Source organism: Streptomyces sudanensis (genome assembly GCF_023614315.1).
In the GTDB taxonomy this organism is placed as follows: Bacteria; Actinomycetota; Actinomycetes; order Streptomycetales; family Streptomycetaceae; genus Streptomyces; species Streptomyces sudanensis.
Genome location: NZ_CP095474.1, coordinates 4176924 through 4193430 on the forward strand (window position 1 = coordinate 4176924; position 16507 = coordinate 4193430).

The 16507-nt window shown below is 73.0% G+C and carries 14 protein-coding genes, 5 tRNA genes and 2 pseudogenes; 15 read left to right on the forward strand and 6 right to left on the reverse strand.

What is annotated here, in order from left to right:
- Positions 1–302: 302 nt before the first annotated feature.
- Together MW084_RS19215 and MW084_RS19220 are read left to right on the forward strand one after the other, a co-directional pair.
- The gene (locus tag MW084_RS19215; RefSeq protein WP_010474714.1) at positions 303–1886 is read left to right on the forward strand and encodes an acyl-CoA carboxylase subunit beta; all 1584 of its coding nucleotides are present in this window, start codon (positions 303–305) and stop codon (positions 1884–1886) included.
- A 15-nt stretch (positions 1887–1901) separates the two neighbouring features.
- Complete coding sequence (locus MW084_RS19220; RefSeq protein ID WP_010474713.1) at positions 1902–2108, forward strand: acyl-CoA carboxylase epsilon subunit; 207 nt, start codon at positions 1902–1904, stop codon at positions 2106–2108.
- A 178-nt stretch (positions 2109–2286) separates the two neighbouring features.
- On the opposite strand, the pseudogene MW084_RS19225 reads toward MW084_RS19220, so the two are convergent.
- The 4 genes and pseudogenes from MW084_RS19225 to MW084_RS19240 all read right to left on the reverse strand — a co-directional run.
- Positions 2287–2703 (reverse strand): annotated as a pseudogene (locus MW084_RS19225) (GTP-binding protein); the annotation flags it as partial.
- A complete protein-coding gene (locus tag MW084_RS19230) occupies positions 2684–3094 on the reverse strand; it encodes a DUF742 domain-containing protein (RefSeq protein ID WP_010474709.1) in 411 nt (136 codons plus the stop codon). The pseudogene MW084_RS19225 and the gene MW084_RS19230, both read right to left, overlap by 20 nt.
- Positions 3095–3230: 136 nt before the next feature.
- Positions 3231–3644, reverse strand: a complete 414-nt coding sequence (locus tag MW084_RS19235) for a roadblock/LC7 domain-containing protein (RefSeq protein ID WP_029553814.1) — start codon at positions 3642–3644, stop codon at positions 3231–3233.
- 5 nt (positions 3645–3649) lie between these two features.
- On the reverse strand, positions 3650–7333 hold the full coding sequence (locus MW084_RS19240; protein ID WP_275563709.1) for a sensor histidine kinase: 3684 nt from the start codon (positions 7331–7333) through the stop codon (positions 3650–3652).
- Positions 7334–7936: 603 nt separating this feature from the next.
- Here MW084_RS19240 and MW084_RS19245 point away from each other — a divergent pair.
- From MW084_RS19245 to gltX, 3 genes are all read left to right on the forward strand, one after another.
- Complete coding sequence (locus MW084_RS19245) at positions 7937–8116, forward strand: hypothetical protein (RefSeq protein ID WP_010474705.1); 180 nt, start codon at positions 7937–7939, stop codon at positions 8114–8116.
- Between the two features lie 123 nt (positions 8117–8239).
- A complete protein-coding gene (locus tag MW084_RS19250) occupies positions 8240–9028 on the forward strand; it encodes a fumarylacetoacetate hydrolase family protein (RefSeq protein WP_010474704.1) in 789 nt (262 codons plus the stop codon).
- Positions 9021–10496: a glutamate--tRNA ligase gene (gltX, locus tag MW084_RS19255; RefSeq protein ID WP_050986852.1), complete on the forward strand. Its 1476-nt coding sequence runs from the start codon at positions 9021–9023 to the stop codon at positions 10494–10496. The genes MW084_RS19250 and gltX overlap by 8 nt, the downstream gene beginning before the upstream one ends.
- Before the next feature lie 87 nt (positions 10497–10583).
- On the opposite strand, the gene MW084_RS19260 is transcribed toward gltX, so the two are convergent.
- Positions 10584–11018, reverse strand: coding sequence for a hypothetical protein (locus MW084_RS19260; RefSeq protein WP_010474702.1), 435 nt, complete (start codon positions 11016–11018; stop codon positions 10584–10586).
- Positions 11019–11149: 131 nt separating this feature from the next.
- Here MW084_RS19260 and MW084_RS19265 point away from each other — a divergent pair, with 131 nt between their 5' ends.
- From MW084_RS19265 to MW084_RS19295, 7 genes are all read left to right on the forward strand, one after another.
- Positions 11150–12133 (forward strand): GlxA family transcriptional regulator, encoded by a 984-nt coding sequence (locus MW084_RS19265; RefSeq protein ID WP_010474701.1) that lies wholly within the window; start codon positions 11150–11152, stop codon positions 12131–12133.
- Between the two features lie 153 nt (positions 12134–12286).
- Positions 12287–13006, forward strand: coding sequence for an HAD family hydrolase (locus MW084_RS19270; RefSeq protein WP_010472343.1), 720 nt, complete (start codon positions 12287–12289; stop codon positions 13004–13006).
- Between the two features lie 90 nt (positions 13007–13096).
- Positions 13097–13168, forward strand: a tRNA-Gln gene (locus MW084_RS19275).
- Positions 13169–13189: 21 nt separating this feature from the next.
- Positions 13190–13262 (forward strand) — tRNA-Glu (locus tag MW084_RS19280).
- An 85-nt stretch (positions 13263–13347) separates the two neighbouring features.
- Positions 13348–13420 (forward strand) — tRNA-Glu (locus MW084_RS19285).
- A gap of 21 nt (positions 13421–13441) precedes the next feature.
- Positions 13442–13513 (forward strand) — tRNA-Gln (locus MW084_RS19290).
- A 22-nt stretch (positions 13514–13535) separates the two neighbouring features.
- Positions 13536–13611, forward strand: a tRNA-Glu gene (locus tag MW084_RS19295).
- A 151-nt stretch (positions 13612–13762) separates the two neighbouring features.
- On the opposite strand, the gene ndgR is transcribed toward MW084_RS19295, so the two are convergent.
- Positions 13763–14479, reverse strand: a complete 717-nt coding sequence (ndgR, locus tag MW084_RS19300; protein WP_010472344.1) for an IclR family transcriptional regulator NdgR — start codon at positions 14477–14479, stop codon at positions 13763–13765.
- 187 nt (positions 14480–14666) lie between these two features.
- Here ndgR and leuC point away from each other — a divergent pair, with 187 nt between their 5' ends.
- The 3 genes and pseudogenes from leuC to MW084_RS19315 all read left to right on the forward strand — a co-directional run.
- Complete coding sequence (leuC, locus tag MW084_RS19305) at positions 14667–16091, forward strand: 3-isopropylmalate dehydratase large subunit (protein WP_010472345.1); 1425 nt, start codon at positions 14667–14669, stop codon at positions 16089–16091.
- A 6-nt stretch (positions 16092–16097) separates the two neighbouring features.
- Positions 16098–16425: 3-isopropylmalate dehydratase small subunit (leuD, locus tag MW084_RS19310; protein WP_275563710.1), on the forward strand; the 328-nt coding region annotated here is incomplete at its 3' end.
- A gap of 1 nt (position 16426) precedes the next feature.
- Positions 16427–16469: pseudogene (locus MW084_RS19315) on the forward strand (hypothetical protein); the annotation flags it as partial.
- Positions 16470–16507: the final 38 nt, after the last annotated feature.

The window sequence follows — 16507 nt, forward strand, 5'->3', positions numbered from 1 at the left end:
GCCCCTTCCGGCCGCCCGGTCGCTCCGGAGGCCGCCCGTACCCGGCTCCCCGCCCGGACCCCGGNNGTCNGGCNNNCCCCNCGGNGGNNNCGCCCGCGCCGCCGGGACGNCCCCNNGNCCGNGGGCGCCTCGACTCCGTACCGCCATCGGGCTTTATGGGAACCCCACAACACGAGGGGGCCGAATGCTGGTACCTCGCCCGCCCTCCGGGGCGGTTCTGTCCAGGGCGCACAGCAGATCGGTCCGGAGACTGTACGGAGTCAACGGCGGGATTTGCCCGGTCGGCTCCGTAGGGTCGTTGCATGACCGTTGTGGACGAAACCCGGGGAGAGCCCTCCGACACCCGTGGGCGTGTGGCGGAGCTGCAGGCGCTGCGCGAGCGGGCGGTGGACGGACCGAGCCGCCGGGCGACCGAGGCGCAGCACGCCAAGGGCAAGCTGACCGCGCGGGAGCGGATCGGGCTGCTGCTGGACGAGGGGTCGTTCCGGGAGGTCGAGCAGTTGCGGCGGCACCGGGCGACCGGGTTCGGGCTGGAGGGCAAGCGCCCGTACACCGACGGGGTGATCACCGGCTGGGGCACGGTCGAGGGCCGCACGGTGTTCGTCTACGCGCACGACTTCCGGATCTTCGGCGGCGCGCTGGGCGAGGCCCACGCCACCAAGATCCACAAGATCATGGACATGGCGATCGCCGCCGGGGCGCCGCTGGTGTCGCTGAACGACGGCGCGGGCGCCCGCATCCAGGAGGGCGTCTCCGCGCTCGCCGGGTACGGCGGGATCTTCCAGCGCAACACCCGGGCGAGCGGGGTGATCCCGCAGATCAGCGTGATGCTCGGCCCGTGCGCCGGCGGCGCGGCCTACTCCCCGGCGCTGACGGACTTCGTGTTCATGGTCCGCGACACCTCGCAGATGTTCATCACCGGCCCCGACGTGGTCAAGGCCGTCACCGGCGAGGAGATCACGCAGAACGGGCTGGGCGGCGCGGACGTGCACGCCGAGACCTCCGGAGTGGCCCACTTCGCCTACGACGACGAGGAGACCTGCCTCGCCGAGGTGCGCTACCTGCTGTCGATGCTGCCCTCCAACAACCGCGAGAACCCGCCCGTCCACGCCTGCGAGGACCCCGCCGACCGGCGCGGCGAGGCGCTGCTGGACCTGGTGCCCGCCGACGGCAACCGCCCCTACGACATGCACAAGGTCATCGAGGAGATCGTCGACGACGGCGAGTTCCTGGAGGTCCACGAGCGCTGGGCCCGCAACATCGTGTGCGCCCTGGCCCGGCTGGACGGGCAGGTCGTGGGCGTCGTCGCCAACCAGCCGCAGGTCCTGGCCGGGGTGCTGGACATCGAGGCGTCCGAGAAGGCCGCCCGCTTCGTCCAGATGTGCGACGCGTTCAACATCCCCATCGTCACGCTGCTGGACGTGCCCGGCTTCCTGCCGGGAGTCGACCAGGAGCACGGCGGCATCATCCGCCACGGCGCGAAGCTGCTGTACGCGTACTGCAACGCCACCGTGCCGCGGATCTCGCTGATCCTGCGCAAGGCCTACGGCGGCGCCTACATCGTCATGGACTCCCAGTCCATCGGCGCCGACCTCACCTACGCCTGGCCCACCAACGAGATCGCCGTCATGGGCGCCGAGGGCGCGGCCAACGTCATCTTCCGCCGCCAGATCGCCGAGGCCGCCGACCCCGAGGCCATGCGCGCCCGCATGGTCAAGGAGTACAAGGCCGAGCTGATGCACCCCTACTACGCCGCCGAACGCGGCCTGGTCGACGACGTCATCGACCCCGCCGAGACCCGCGAGACCCTCATCCGCTCCCTCGCCATGCTCCGCACCAAGCACGCCGACCTGCCGTCCCGCAAGCACGGCAACCCCCCGCAGTAACGACGAGGAGAACCCGTGACCACGCCCCTGGCAGACACCTCCCTTCTCCGGGTCGAGAAGGGCCACGCCGCGCCCGAGGAGCTCGCCGCCCTCACCGCCGTCCTCCTGGCCCGCGCGGGCGCCCGCCCCGCCGCCCCGGCGCACCGCGTCCGCTCCACCGCGGGCTGGCGCCGGCTGGAGCGCCAGTCCGGCTTCCGGGCGCCGCACTCCTGGCAGGGCTGACGCCCCGCCACAGGTACGCGTGGAAGGACCCCGCACCCCTCGACGGGTGCGGGGTCCTTCCACGTTTCCGNNNCGGGACGCCGCGGCGGCCGGAACGGCGGGGGCCCGCCGCACCGGTCACCGGTGCGGCGGGCCCCGTGGGCGCCGGGCGGCGCGGCGGTCACCGCAGCCGTGCCATGAGGGCGATGACGAAGGGCAGGCCGCTGTTTTCGAAGTAGTCGACGGCGGGGAAGCAGTCGGCGAGGCGTCGGGTGTCGACGAGGACGACGGCGCCGATGGCGCCGCGTACGAGGTCGTCCCACATGAACCAGAAGCGGTCTTGTCCGGGGGTGCCGAAGAGGTAGAGGATCAGGTCCTGGTCGAGGGTGATCCGGCCGAAGTCCATGGCGACGGTGGTGGTGGTCTTGTCGCCGGTGTGGGTGAGGTCGTCGATGCCTGCGGAGGCGGATGTCATGACGGCCTCGGTACGCAGCGGGTTGATCTCCGAGACGGCGCCGACGAACGTGGTCTTGCCCACGCCGAAGCCGCCCGCCACCACGATCTTCGCGCTGGTGGTTGAGCGGGCCGCACCGCCGCTAGAGCTTGCGAAGTCCACTGAGCACCCTTTCGAGCAGTGTCACGTCCGGCGTGCCGCCGGCCTCTCCGTTTCCTGGCTGGTGGATCGCCACCATGCCCGCCTCGGCCAGGTCGGCGACGAGGATCCGGGCCACCCCGAGGGGCATGGACAGCAGCGCCGACACCTCGGCCACCGACTTCACCTCACGGCAGAGGTGGCAGATCCGCTGGTGCTCCGGGAGCAGCCCGGCGAGGTGGGCCGGGTCGGCCGTGGTGGACACCAGCGCCTCGATGGCGAGCTGGTAGCGGGGCCGGGTCCGGCCGCCGGTCATCGCATACGGGCGGACCAGCGGCTGATCGCCTTCATACCCGTACGAGGCGTCGTCGAACGACGCACCGTACGGGTCGTGAGAGGCGGGGGGCGGGGTCATGAATCCTCCGGTCGTGACAGCAGGTGGTCTGCGTGCCGTCTGACTGGGCCGGTGGGGGGCCGGATGGGACGGCCGACGGTGTGTAGATGACACAGGGCGGCGGGCGGATGCGGAGGGGCGCACCCGCCCGGCCGGGCTAGTGGAGCAGGCTGCCCTGGAGTTCCGCGCGGAGGTCCGGGGTCAGGACGCTGCCCGCGCGGTCCACGAGAAGGGCCATCTCGTAGCCGACCAGACCGATGTCGGCGTCGGGATGGGCCAGGACGGCCAGGGACGAGCCGTCGGAGATGGACATGATGAACAAGAACCCGCGCTCCATCTCCACCACGGTCTGGTTGACCGGCCCGCCCTCGAAGATGCGGGACGCGCCCGCCGTCAGCGAGGTCAGACCGGACGCGACGGCCGCCAGCTGGTCGGCGCGGTCACGCGGGAAACCCTCGGACATCGCCAGCAGGAGTCCGTCGGCGGAGACCACCACCGTGTGCGACACCCCGGGGGTGTTGTCCACGAAGCTGGTGATCAACCAGTTCAGATTCTGCGCCGCCTGGCTCATCGCGCTCAAAACTCACGCTCCTGCTGGTGAGTGGGGCCGACCTGGAAACTACCGGTGTTACCGGACCCGGCCTGACGTCCCTGCTGGATACCACGCCGCAGGTTGGTCAGGCGGCCCCGTACGTCGGCGGGCGCCCGGGAGACCTGCGGACCGGACTGGAGTGGCTGCTCCTGGGCCGTACCGGGCACCAGGTTGGCGCGCGGGACCCGGCGGGGCAGACCGGAGGTCGTCACGCCGCCGGCCGCGGGCTTGCGCACGCGCTCCGCCTGGCGGACCAGTTCGTCGTTGGGCGTCGTACGCCAGCTCGGCGACGCGGCTTCGGAGTCGCGGCCCTGGCCCCGGTGCCGGCCCTGCTCCGCCTGGCCCCCGTACTGGCCCTGGTCGGCACGCTGCTGCGGCATCGCCGGGGCCGGCCGGCCGGGCGCGGGCCGCCGGGGCTGCCCGAACTGCGGCGGCTGCGGTACGACCGGGGTGGGCGCCGTCCGGTCGTGCGCCGGATAGGGCCCCTCGGCCGGGCGGCCCTGCGCCGGACCCTGCGGGGCGCCGCCTGCGCCCTCCTGCTGACCGTGGAACCAGTTGGTCTCCAGCGTGTCGTACAGCGGGGTGCGGCCGTCGCCGGAACCGGCGGGCGGCAGCCCGGCCGGCTGGCCCGGGGCGCCGAAGTCCGGGCGCGGGATCGCCGCGGTGGACGCCGGGTCCTGCGGCTCCCGGCCGCCCAGCGGTCCGCCCTGGTCCGGGCGCGGGGCGCCGAAGTCGGGGCGCGGGAACTCGGCCGTGGAGCCGGGGCCCGGACGGTCCTCCGACGGGCGTGCGAACTGGCCGGTCGCCTCGTGCTCCTCGTGGCCGCGCGGCGCGTCCTGCGGGGAGTGCCGGCCGTCCCGGCCGCCGTCCCAGCCCCCGGCCTGCGGGGGCTGCGGGCCGCCCGGCAGTTCGGCACGCCGGCCGTCGGAGGGCGGGAGCTGCTGGTGCTGCCCCTGGCCGCCCTGTGCGGCCTGGTTGCCCTGCCACACGTCGGAGCGGGTGGGGACGCCGTCCTGCGCGGGGCCGGACTGCTGCCCTTGGTTGCCCTGCGCGGCCTGGTTGCCCTGCCACACGTCGGAGCGGGTGGGGACGCCGTCCTGCGCGGAGCCGGACTGCTGCCCCTGGCCGCCCCGGTCCCCGTACGCACCGGGGAACCCGGCGTCCCGGTCCCGGCCGTCCTGCTGCCTGCCGGGCTGCCCCGCCCGGGGCCCGCCGAACAGCCCGCCGCCCTGCTCACCGCCCGGGCGGCCGCCGGGCTCGTCGCGGCCCGGCAGCGCGGGGCGGGCACCGCCGCCGGGAGCCGTCTGGCCGCGCGCGCCGGCGAGACCGGCGGCGAGCCGGTTCTGCGGCGCGGCGCCCTGGCCGGAGCCGCCCGGACCGGGCAGCAGTCCGCCCTGCGCCCCGCCCTGGCCGCCGGCCGCCCGGCCGGAGCCGCCCTGCGGCAGCCCGCCCGGGCCTCCCGGGCCGCCGGGCTTCTTGCCGCCCTGCGTGACGTCCACGGGCAGCATGACCAGCGCGGTCGTACCGCCCGAGTCCGACGGGCGCAGCTGGATCCGGATGCCGTGCCGCAGCGACAGGCGGCCGACCACGAACAGGCCCATGCGGCGGGAGACGGAGACGTCCACGGTCGGCGGCGACGCGAGCCGCTCGTTGATCGCGGCGAGGTCCTCGGGGGAGAGGCCGATGCCGGTGTCGTGGATCTCGACCAGCACGCGCCCGTCGGGCAGCGCGTGGCCGGTGACGCGCACCTTGGTCTGCGGCGAGGAGAACGACGTGGCGTTCTCCAGCAGCTCGGCCAGCAGGTGCACGAGGTCGTTGACGACGCGGCCGGCGACCTCGGTGGCCGGCACGGACGCGAGCTCGATGCGCTCGTACTGCTCCACCTCGGACGCGGCGGCGCGGAGCACGTCGACGAGGGGCACGGGCCGCGTCCACCGGCGGCCCGGCTCCTCGCCGGCGAGGACGAGGAGGTTCTCGCCGTTGCGGCGCATGCGGGTGGCGAGGTGGTCGAGCTTGAACAGCGAGGACAGCTGGTCCGGGTCGGCCTCGCGGGACTCCAGCTCGGAGATGAGCGAGAGCTGACGCTGGATCAGGCCCTGGGAGCGGCGCGAGAGGTTGGTGAACATCGCGTTGACGTTGCCCCGCAGCAGGGCCTGCTCGGCGGCGAGGCGGACCGCCTCGCGGTGCACGTCGTCGAAGGCCGCGGCCACCTTGCCGATCTCATCGCGCGAGTGCACGCCGACGGACTCGACGGACGTGTCGACGTCCTGCGGGTCGGCCTCGGAGAGCTGCTTGACCAGCTGGGGCAGCCGCTCCTGGGCGACCTTGGTCGCGGTGTCCTGGAGCCGCCGCAGCGAGGTGATCATGGACCGGGCCACCACGAAGGCGCCGATCAGCGAGACGCCGAGGACCAGGATGATCAGGGCGCCGTTGATGATCGCGTCGCGCTGCGCCTCCTGGCGCAGCTCACGGGCCTTGCCCTCCATCTCGCCCAGCAGCGTGGCCTCGATGGTCTCCATGGCGCGCAGCTTGGTCTCGGCCTCCTCGGTCCAGTCGAGGTAGGTGCGGACCGGGGTGCGGCTGAGCCCGTTCTGCTCGCCCAGCACGCGGTCCGCGTACTGGTTGGCGGCCTGGATCGCGGGGTTGCCTGAGGTCAGCGGGCCGAGCAGGTCGGTGGCGTCGCCGCCGGCCGACTCGTAGATGGAACCGAACGACTTGAGGGCCGAGTTCTCGTTGACGCGGGCGTCCTCGGCGTACTGGCGGTCGTTCTCGTTCATCACCGCCTTCTCGGAGGTGGACTTGGGCAGCGCGGCGGCGATGATCGCCCGCTGTATGGACGCGTACTCCTTGGCGGAGGAGAACGCCGCCAGCGCACGCGTGCGCTTGATCATCTCCGGGTTGCTGGTCGCCTGCGCCATGTCCTGCGACAGGGTCAGCAGCGACTCGATGAGCCGGTTGTACTTGCCCACCGTCGCGGAGGTCATCTGGCCCTTGTAGGCCTCCTTGCGGATCACGCCGAGCCCGATGACCTGGTTGGCGATCTGCGTGACGTTGGCGCGGATACTGGCCAGCGCCTCGTCGTCCTGGGTGTCGCCGATCTCCTGGGTGGCGTCGAGGAACGCCCGCTGCGCCGCGTCGGTCTTGTCGCGGGGGTCCTTGATCTTGAAGTCGGTGAGGGGGGTGTCGTTGGCGATCGGGCCCGCCGACTGGTCGCGCTCCTGCTGGAGCGCCTGCGCGAGGTGGTGAGCCTCGCGGGTGAGCTTGGTGAGCAGCTGCATGTGGTCCAGCTGCTCCATGTTCTCCATCGACTCCTGGATGCGGAGTCCGCCCAGCGAGGTCGCGGCGACCACGGGCAGGGCGAGGAGGGAGACCAGCCGGGTGCTGATGCGCCAGTTGCGCAGGGCTATTCGCGAACCGGTGTCACCCGGCACGGCGGCCTTGGGTTCCTTCCCCGGCTTGGCGGACCTGCCCGCCTTGTCGCGCCGTCCGGGCTTCCGTCCCTTGCCGCCACCCGCCGCCTCGGACCCGGCCGACGCGCCCGCAGCGCGGCCGCCGGCGGCCGCCGGTCCCGGGTCATGGGTGTGCTGGGGCGAGGAGCCACGGTCGGTCCCGCCGCGCGGCTCCTGCTCCGCCGCAGCGCTGCCATCCCTCTTGAAACGTCCCTGCACTAGCGTCGCAACCTCTGGACCAGGCGTCCCCCCGCGCGAACGGGCGGGACGGTGTCGGCGTCGTGGGAGCGCGACTGCGCTCCTGGATGGTCGTCGGTGACCGGCGTGGAATCCCCCCTTCCCCACCGCCGCTCGGCGCTGCCTGTGCGCCCCAGCTCGCCGGTCTCCACAGCGGCGGTGCGTGGAATTCCAGCACAGTGCCGGATCTCCAACAAGGGCGGTGGCCGACCGCGCAGGGGCGGTCACCCGGTGTACGCGGACCAGTACGGACCGTCAAGGGCGAAAGCGGAGAAAGCGGACTTTCTCCAACGAGTCGTTTACGGGTGGAGGCTGCACCAGTCGAGGCGATCGGCGTCAGAATGAAGGGATCGGGGGGAGATGTCCGTTTTCCACCCCCCTGGCAATCATCCGGAATGTCCGACTTGGGTGTGCAGTGGTGAGGAAATTCACACGCTTGTCGTGGCCGGTTCGATGTATTGGCGGGTGACGCGATGTTTAGCCTGACGCTTCAGCGGGGTGGGCCACAGGCCGGAACGCGCCCCGCAGCCGCCCCGAGCCGGACAACCGGCCGCCCCGAGCCGAGCGACGAGGTCCGAAGCCACCGTGAAGACGACGACCGCCCGCAGCATCGCCAACCCCCGCCGCACCACCCTCGCCCACCTGGAGGACGCGACCGGGCTGGAGCCCGGCCTCCTGCCCGAGCCGACGGCCGAACTGCCCGCCGTCACCGCGAACCCCCGCCGCACGGTCCTGATGAAGGCCCCGGCCCCCGCCGCCGGCTGACGCACCGGTGCGCGCGGCCCGCGGCCCGGGAGGCGCGCACCGCCGTGCGGCGGACCGGCCCTCCCTCCCGCGTTAGCCTGGAGCGTCAGACTCCGGCCAGCTCAGTGAGGGGCACACGCATCCGTGCGCATCGCCAGGTTCTCCATCGACGGCAATGTCGCCTTCGGCGCGGTCGAGGGTGAAAGCGCCCCCGGCGCAGAGGGTGACCTCGTCCTCGACATCATCAAGGGCATCCCGTACACCGACTTCGAGCTCAGCGGCACGAAGGTCCCGCTGAGCAAGGTCAGGCTCCTGCCGCCGGTGCTCCCCAACAAGGTCGTGGCCATCGGCCGCAACTACGCGGAGCACGCCGCGGAGCTCGGCAACGAGGTCCCCGAGGTGCCCGTCGCCTTCCTCAAGCCCACCACCTCGGTGATCGGCTCCGGCGACGCCATCGAGTACCCCTCCTTCTCGAACGAACTGCACCACGAGGCCGAGCTCGCCGTCGTCATCGGCCGCATGTGCCGCGAGGTCCCGCGCGAACGCGTCAAGGACGTCGTCTTCGGCTACACCTGCGCCAACGACGTCACCGCCCGCGACGCCCAGAAGCGCGAGAAGCAGTGGGCCCGCGCCAAGGGCTTCGACACCTCCTGCCCCCTGGGACCCTGGGTGGAGACCGACCTCGACCCGAGCGACCTGGCCATCCAGTGCACGGTCAACGGCGCGCAGCGCCAACTGGGCCGCACGAGCGACATGGTCCGCTCCATCGAGGACCTGGTCGTCCACATCACCGAGGCCATGACGCTGCTCCCCGGCGACGTGATCCTCACCGGCACCCCCGCCGGGGTCGGCCCCCTCAACGTCGGCGACGAGGTCGCCGTCACCATCGAAGGCATCGGCACTCTCACCAACAAGGTGATCAAGCGTGGCTAACGCGACCGTCCGCGTACGTTTCTGTCCCTCGCCGACCGGCAACCCCCACGTGGGCCTGGTCCGCACCGCCCTGTTCAACTGGGCCTTCGCCCGGCACCACGGCGGCACCATGGTCTTCCGCATCGAGGACACCGACGCGGCCCGCGACTCCGAGGAGTCCTACCGGCAGCTCCTCGACGCGATGCGCTGGCTCGGCCTCGACTGGGACGAGGGCCCCGAGGTCGGCGGCCCCCACGCGCCGTACCGCCAGTCCGAGCGCATGGACGTCTACCGCGAGGTCGCGGACAAGCTCCTCGAAGGCGGCTACGCCTACCACTGCTACTGCACCACCGAGGAGCTCGACGAGCGCCGCGAGGCCGCCCGCGCCGCCGGGAAGCCCTCCGGCTACGACGGCCACTGCCGCGAGCTCACCGCCGGGCAGGTCTCCGCGTACGAGGCGGAGGGCCGCTCGGCGATCGTCCGCTTCCGCATGCCCGACGAGCCGATCACCTTCCGCGACCTGGTCCGCGGCGAGCTGACCTTCACCCCGGACAACGTCCCCGACTACGGCATCGTCCGCGCCAACGGCGCCCCGCTGTACACGCTGGTCAACCCGGTCGACGACGCGCTGATGGAGATCACGCACGTGCTGCGCGGCGAGGACCTGCTCTCCTCCACCCCGCGCCAGATCGCCCTGTACAAGGCGCTGATCGACCTGGGCGTCGCCAAGGCGATCCCGGAGTTCGGCCACCTGCCGTACGTCATGGGCGAGGGCAACAAGAAGCTCTCCAAGCGCGACCCGCAGTCCTCCCTCAACCTCTACCGGGAGCGCGGCTTCCTCCCCGAGGGCCTGCTGAACTACCTGTCGCTCCTCGGCTGGTCGTTCTCCGCCGACCAGGACGTCTTCACGATCGGGCAGATGATCGAGAAGTTCGACGTCGCGGACGTCAACGCCAACCCGGCCCGCTTCGACCTGAAGAAGGCCGAGGCGATCAACGCCGACCACATCCGCATGCTGGACACGAAGGCGTTCGTCGACGCCTGCGAACCCTGGCTCCGGGCCCCGCACGCCCCCTGGGCCCCCGAGGACTTCGACCGCGAGGCGTGGGAGCGGATCGCCCCGCACGCCCAGACGCGCCTGACGGTCCTCTCCGAGATCACCCAGAGCGTCGACTTCCTGTTCCTGAAGGAGCCGGTCGAGGACGAGGCGTCCTGGCAGAAGGCCATGAAGGGCGACCCCGCGGCCCTGCTCACCACCGCCCGCGCCAGGCTGGAGGCCGCCGACTGGTCCAGCCCCGAGTCCCTGAAGGACGCCGTCCTGAAGGCGGGGGAGGAGCACGGACTGAAGCTCGGGAAGGCCCAGGCCCCGGTCCGGGTCGCCGTCACGGGCCGCACGGTCGGCCTCCCGCTGTTCGAGTCCCTGGAGGTCCTGGGCAGGGAGAGGACCCTCGCCCGCATCGACGCGGCCCTGGCGAAGCTGGCGGGGTGACCCTCCCGGTACGCCCGAGGGGGCGGTGACCGCGCACCGGTCGCCGCCCCCTCGGGCGTCCGCGGCTCCGCGGGCCGCCGGGGCCGGCTACGCGAGGATCAGGATCGCGAGCGCGCCGCCCACGTCGACGACCCCGCACCACTCCGACCAGGCCCTCGGGACGACCCGGCCCGAGCGGTGGTGGACGAGGTCCCAGACCCCGTGGGCCAGCCACCCCGCGGCCACCACGCGAAGTCCCGAAGCCGCGTCGAGGGACAGGGCCAGCGCCGCCACCGCGGCGAAGCCGGCGAGGCCGGCGAACTGGACGGCCGGGACGCGGAAGCCGCGCAGCTCCCCGCGGAACGCCCCGAAGAGCAGGTAGCACACGGGCATGGCGACGAGGAGGCCGGCGAGCCGGCCCACGGGCGGCACACCGTCCGCGAAGGTCACGACCACCACCGCCGACGCCGTGAGGGCGGGCCACCGCCGGAGCAGCCGGCGCGCCGGGGCGGGCCGGGCGCCGTCGCGCACGAATCCGGTCATCGGGATGCTCCTCTCGCCGGGCGGGCGGTTGCGATTCCACTGTCCGGGCGCACCGGCCACCCGGGGAACGGACGGGCGCGGCGGCGTCCGGTTCCTTGGGGTGCCCGTCCTTCCCGCATAGGGTTCGCCGCATGGCGGAGCGGCTGGTGGCGGTGGTCGGGTACGAGGCCGCCGAGTTGCTCGACATCGCGTGCGTGACGACGCCGCTGGCCATGGCCAACGGCATCGGCGCGCCGGCCGTGCCGTACCGGGTGCGCCTGGTCGGCGCGGGCGGCGGGCCGATGGTCTGCGGCACCGGGCTCACGCTGGACAGCCGGCCCCTCGAACGGCTCGTCGGCCCCCTGGACACGTTGGTCGTCTCCGGTGGCGTGGGTTCCGGGCGGGCGGCGGCCGACCCGCTGCTCGTGGCGCACGTGCGGCGGCTGGCGAGGGAGAGCCGCCGGGTGGCGTCGGTCTGCACGGGCGCGGCCGTCCTGGCCGCCGCGGGGCTGCTCGACGGGCGCCGGGCCACGACGCACTGGCGGTACGCGCGCGAGCTGGCCGACCGGCACCCGGAGGTCGCCGTCGACGCCGCGCCGATCTACGTGCGCGACGGCAACGTCTACACCGCCGCGGGCGTCACCAGCGCGCTGGACCTCACGCTCGCGTTCATCGAGGAGGACCACGGCCCCGAACTGGCCCGGCAGGTCGCCCGCGACCTGGTCGTCTACCTGCAGCGGCCCGGCGACCAGAGGCAGATGAGCCTGTTCACGGCGGCCCCGGCGCCGCGCGGCGGGCCGGTCGGGGAACTCGTCCGGCACATCGCCGCGAACCCCGGCGCCGACCTCGGCACGAAGGCGCTGGCGGCGCGAGCGGGGGTCACGCCGCGGCACCTCACCCGGCTGTTCGCCCACCAGCTGGGACAGACGCCGGGCCGGTACGTACGGCTGGCCCGGACCGAGGCCGCGGCGCACCTGCTCGCCTCGACCGCCCTGCCGATCGCCGCCGTGGCCGCCCGCTGCGGGTTCGGCAGCGCGGAGGCGCTGCGGCAGGCGTTCACCCGGAGGTACGGCGTCCCGCCCTCGCGCTTCCGGGAGACGGCGCGGCGGCCGGACGGCGGGGCCCGCCGCGGCTGAGACCCCCGCGCCGGGCGGAGCGCGGTCACCGCGGCGGCGGCCGGACCGGCCGGACCCCGCCGCCGACGCCCCGGGCCACCGGGGCGGGTCCCGCCCGGATTCCCGCCTCCCGGAAGCGCGACGGGGACGGAATCCCGGCGGTACCGTCGGCGTATGGCGATCCGCGCGGTGCTCTGGGACATCGACGACACGATCTTCGACTACGCCGCCGCCGACCGCGCCGGGATGCGGCGGCACCTCCGCGAGGAGGGCCTGTCCGGCGGTTTCGACGGCGTCGAGGACGCCCTGCGGTGCTGGCGGGAGGCGACCGTCCTGCACTGGGCGAGGTTCGCCGCCGGGGAGACGACCTGGGAGGAGCAGCGCCGGGACCGGGTCCGCACCTTCCTGGGCGCCCCGCTCGCCGACGGCGAGGCCGACGCCTGGTTCGAGCGCTACCTGGCGCACTACGAGGCAGCGTGGGAGCTCTTCCCCGACACCGTGCCCGTCCTGGACCTCCTCGCGACCGGGTACCGGCACGCCGTCCTGTCGAACTCCTCTCTCCTCAACCAGGACCGCAAGCTCCGCCTCCTCGGCGTGCGCGACCGGTTCGAGGCGGTGCTCTGCGCCGCCGACATCGGTGTCTCCAAGCCCGAGGCGGCCGCCTTCCACATCGCCTGCGACACCCTCGGCCTGGCCCCGGACGAGGTGGCGTACGTCGGCGACCAGCCCGACATCGACGCCCGGGGCGCCGCGGAGGCGGGCCTCCTGGGGATCTGGCTGGACCGCGCCGGCCTGGGCGGCCGCCCCGAGCTGACCCGGATCACCGACCTCCACCAGCTTCCCGGCCTGCTCCGCGGCGATACCCGTTTTGGAGCGCCGGACACCTTCGGGTAATGTTCTTCCTGCGCCGAGGGAAGCGGGCCGAAAAGGCCGGAAGCCCGGAGCGCAAGCCGAACAAGATCTCCCTCGGGGGTTGCGTTCCGGTGGCCTATGGTGTAATTGGCAGCACGACTGATTCTGGTTCAGTTAGTCTTGGTTCGAGTCCAGGTAGGCCAGCTCGCAGAGCTCATCTGCAAAGCCCCCGTTGTGTAGCGGCCTAGCACGCTGCCCTCTCAAGGCAGTAGCGCCGGTTCGAATCCGGTCGGGGGTACAGATCCTTCCTGCAGGTCATCCGGGTCGCACCCGATGGCCACGCGGTGAAAACACCCGATCACCATCGGGTGAGGATCGCCAGGGCCCCCGTTGTGTAGCGGCCTAGCACGCCGCCCTCTCAAGGCGGTAGCGCCGGTTCGAATCCGGTCGGGGGTACTAGCTGGTCTAAACCACCAGTGGCCTATGGTGTAATTGGCAGCACGACTGATTCTGGTTCAGTTAGTCTTGGTTCGAGTCCAGGTAGGCCAGCGGTTTCACGCAAGTGATCCACGCCCCCGTTGTGTAGCGGCCTAGCACGCCGCCCTCTCAAGGCGGTAGCGCCGGTTCGAATCCGGTCGGGGGTACCACACGAGGAAGCCCTCCCCAGTCGGGGAGGGCTTCCTCGCGTCGTAGGAGAGTGCGGGCGGCGGGCGTCCTGCCGGTTCTCGTCCCGCGGTTCCGGCGCCGGAGCGGCGGGACGAGAACCGGTGGAGGGCCCACGGGCGCGCGGGCGGGCGGTCAGCCCGCGCGGCGCAGCGCCTCCGTCAGGCGGGAGGCCGCGTCGATGACGGCCTGGGCGTGCATCCGGCCCGGGTGCCGTGTCAGGCGCTCGATCGGACCCGACACGGACACCGCCGCCACCACCCGGTTCGACGGACCCCGTACGGGCGCCGAGACGGACGCGACCCCCGGCTCCCGCTCGCCGATCGACTGGGCCCAGCCGCGGCGCCGTACGCCCGACAGGGCCGTCGCCGTGAAGCGCGCGCCCTGGAGGCCCCGGTGCAGCCGCTCCGGCTCCTCCCAGGCCATGAGGATCTGCGCCGACGAACCGGCCTTCATCGTGAGCGTCGACCCCACCGGGACCGTGTCGCGCAGGCCCGACAGCCGCTCGGCCGCCGCCACGCATATGCGCATGTCGCCCTGGCGGCGGTAGAGCTGGGCGCTCTCGCCCGTCACGTCGCGCAGGTGCGTCAGCACCGGGCCCGCCGTGGCCAGCAGGCGGTCCTCGCCGGCCGCGGCGGCCAGCTCGGCCAGCCGCGGGCCCAGGATGAACCGGCCCTGCATGTCCCTCGCCACCATCCGGTGGTGTTCCAGTGCCACGGCCAGCCGGTGGGCCGTGGGTCGTGCGAGCCCGGTGGCCGCCACCAGCCCGGCGAGGGTGGCCGGGCCGGCCTCCAGAGCGCTCAGAACCAGAGCCGCCTTGTCGAGAACGCCGACGCCGCTAGAGTTGTCCATGCAACGATATTCACGTCTCATTCTGTGAAACGCAAGTTCAGTTTTCCCGGAATCTTGCCAGTCTGGTCGGGGTGGCCCGGTACCGCGGTCCGCCGCCGCCGTCCGGAACGTGGGACCACGGGGAGGCCCGGACGCCGGCACACGTGTCTCTAGACCGCCGGCTCACCCGCCGGCCGGAGGGAAAGCGATGGGTAGGACACTCGCGGAGAAGGTCTGGGACGACCACGTCGTCCGGCGCGCCGACGGCGAGCCCGACCTCCTCTTCATCGATCTGCACCTGCTGCACGAGGTGACCAGCCCGCAGGCCTTCGACGGCCTCCGCAGGAGCGGGCGCCGGGTGCGGCGGACCGACCTGACCATCGCCACCGAGGACCACAACACCCCCACCCTCGACATCGACAAGCCCATCGCCGACCCGGTCTCCCGCGTCCAGCTGGAGACCCTGCGCGCGAACTGCGCGGAGTTCGGCGTGCGGCTCCACCCGCTCGGCGACGTGGAGCAGGGCGTCGTCCACGTCGTCGGCCCCCAGCTGGGCCTCACCCAGCCCGGTACGACCGTGGTCTGCGGCGACTCCCACACCTCCACCCACGGCGCCTTCGGCGCGCTCGCCTTCGGCATCGGCACCTCCCAGGTCGAGCACGTCCTGGCCACCCAGACGCTGCCCATGACCCGCCCCAGGACCATGGCCGTCACCGTCGAGGGCGAACTGCCCGAGGGCGTCACCGCCAAGGACCTCATCCTGGCGATCATCGCGCGGATCGGCACCGGCGGCGGCCAGGGCTACGTCCTGGAGTACCGCGGCCCGGCCATCGAGAAGCTGTCGATGGAGGCCCGCATGACCGTCTGCAACATGTCCATCGAGGCCGGCGCCCGAGCGGGCATGATCGCGCCCGACGAGACCACCTTCGCGTACCTCGAGGGCCGCGCCCACGCCCCCGAGGGCGCCGACTGGGACGCCGCCGTCGCGTACTGGAGGACCCTGCGCACCGACGACGACGCCGTCTTCGACGCCGAGGTCGTCATCGACGCCGCGGAACTGTCCCCGTTCGTCACCTGGGGCACCAACCCCGGCCAGGGGGCGCCCCTTTCCGCGTCCGTCCCCGACCCCGCCTCCTACGAGGACGCCTCGGAGCGGCTCGCCGCCGAGAAGGCCCTGGAGTACATGGGCCTCACCGCCGGGCAGCCCCTGCGCGGGATCGAGGTCGACACGGTCTTCGTCGGCTCCTGCACCAACGGCCGCATCGAGGACCTGCGCGCCGCCGCCGCGGTGCTCGAAGGCCGCCGGGTCGCCGACGGGGTGCGGATGCTCGTCGTCCCCGGTTCCGCCCGCGTCGGCCTCCAGGCCGTCGAGGAGGGCCTGGACAGGGTCTTCAAGGAGGCCGGCGCCGAATGGCGGCACGCCGGCTGCTCCATGTGCCTCGGCATGAACCCCGACCAACTCGCTCCCGGCGAGCGCTCCGCGTCCACCTCCAACCGCAACTTCGAGGGGCGGCAGGGCAAGGGCGGCCGCACCCACCTCGTCTCGCCGCAGGTCGCCGCCGCCACCGCGGTCCTCGGCCGGCTGGCCTCACCGGCCGACCTGTCCGACGCCACCACTCTCGCGGGGGTCTGAAGCACCATGGAAGCCTTCACCACGCACACCGGCCGCGCCGTCCCGCTGCGCCGCGGCAACGTCGACACCGACCAGATCATCCCCGCGCACTGGCTCAAGAAGGTCACCCGCGACGGTTTCGAGGACGGGCTCTTCGAGGCCTGGCGCAGGGATCCCGACTTCGTCCTCAACCGCCCCGAGCGGCGGGGCGCCACCGTCCTGGTCGCCGGACCGGACTTCGGCACCGGCTCCTCCCGCGAGCACGCCGTGTGGGCCCTGCAGAACTACGGCTTCAAGGCCGTCGTCTCCTCCCGCTTCGCCGACATCTTCCGGGGCAACTCGCTGAAGAACGGCCNGCTCACCGTGGTCCTCGACCAGGCGACCGTCGACTCCCTGTGGNNGCTGACCGAAGCCGACCCGCCTGTCCCTTAACCCCA

Coding starts and splice junctions, on each gene's coding strand:
- MW084_RS19270 (WP_010472343.1), top strand. CDS start 12,287: ATGGCGATCCGCGCGGTGCTCTGGGACATCGACGACACGATCTTCGAC.
- MW084_RS19260 (WP_010474702.1), bottom strand. CDS start 11,018: ATGACCGGATTCGTGCGCGACGGCGCCCGGCCCGCCCCGGCGCGCCGG.
- leuC (WP_010472345.1), top strand. CDS start 14,667: ATGGGTAGGACACTCGCGGAGAAGGTCTGGGACGACCACGTCGTCCGG.
- MW084_RS19265 (WP_010474701.1), top strand. CDS start 11,150: ATGGCGGAGCGGCTGGTGGCGGTGGTCGGGTACGAGGCCGCCGAGTTG.
- MW084_RS19215 (WP_010474714.1), top strand. CDS start 303: ATGACCGTTGTGGACGAAACCCGGGGAGAGCCCTCCGACACCCGTGGG.
- ndgR (WP_010472344.1), bottom strand. CDS start 14,479: ATGGACAACTCTAGCGGCGTCGGCGTTCTCGACAAGGCGGCTCTGGTT.
- MW084_RS19235 (WP_029553814.1), bottom strand. CDS start 3,644: ATGAGCCAGGCGGCGCAGAATCTGAACTGGTTGATCACCAGCTTCGTG.
- MW084_RS19230 (WP_010474709.1), bottom strand. CDS start 3,094: ATGACCCCGCCCCCCGCCTCTCACGACCCGTACGGTGCGTCGTTCGAC.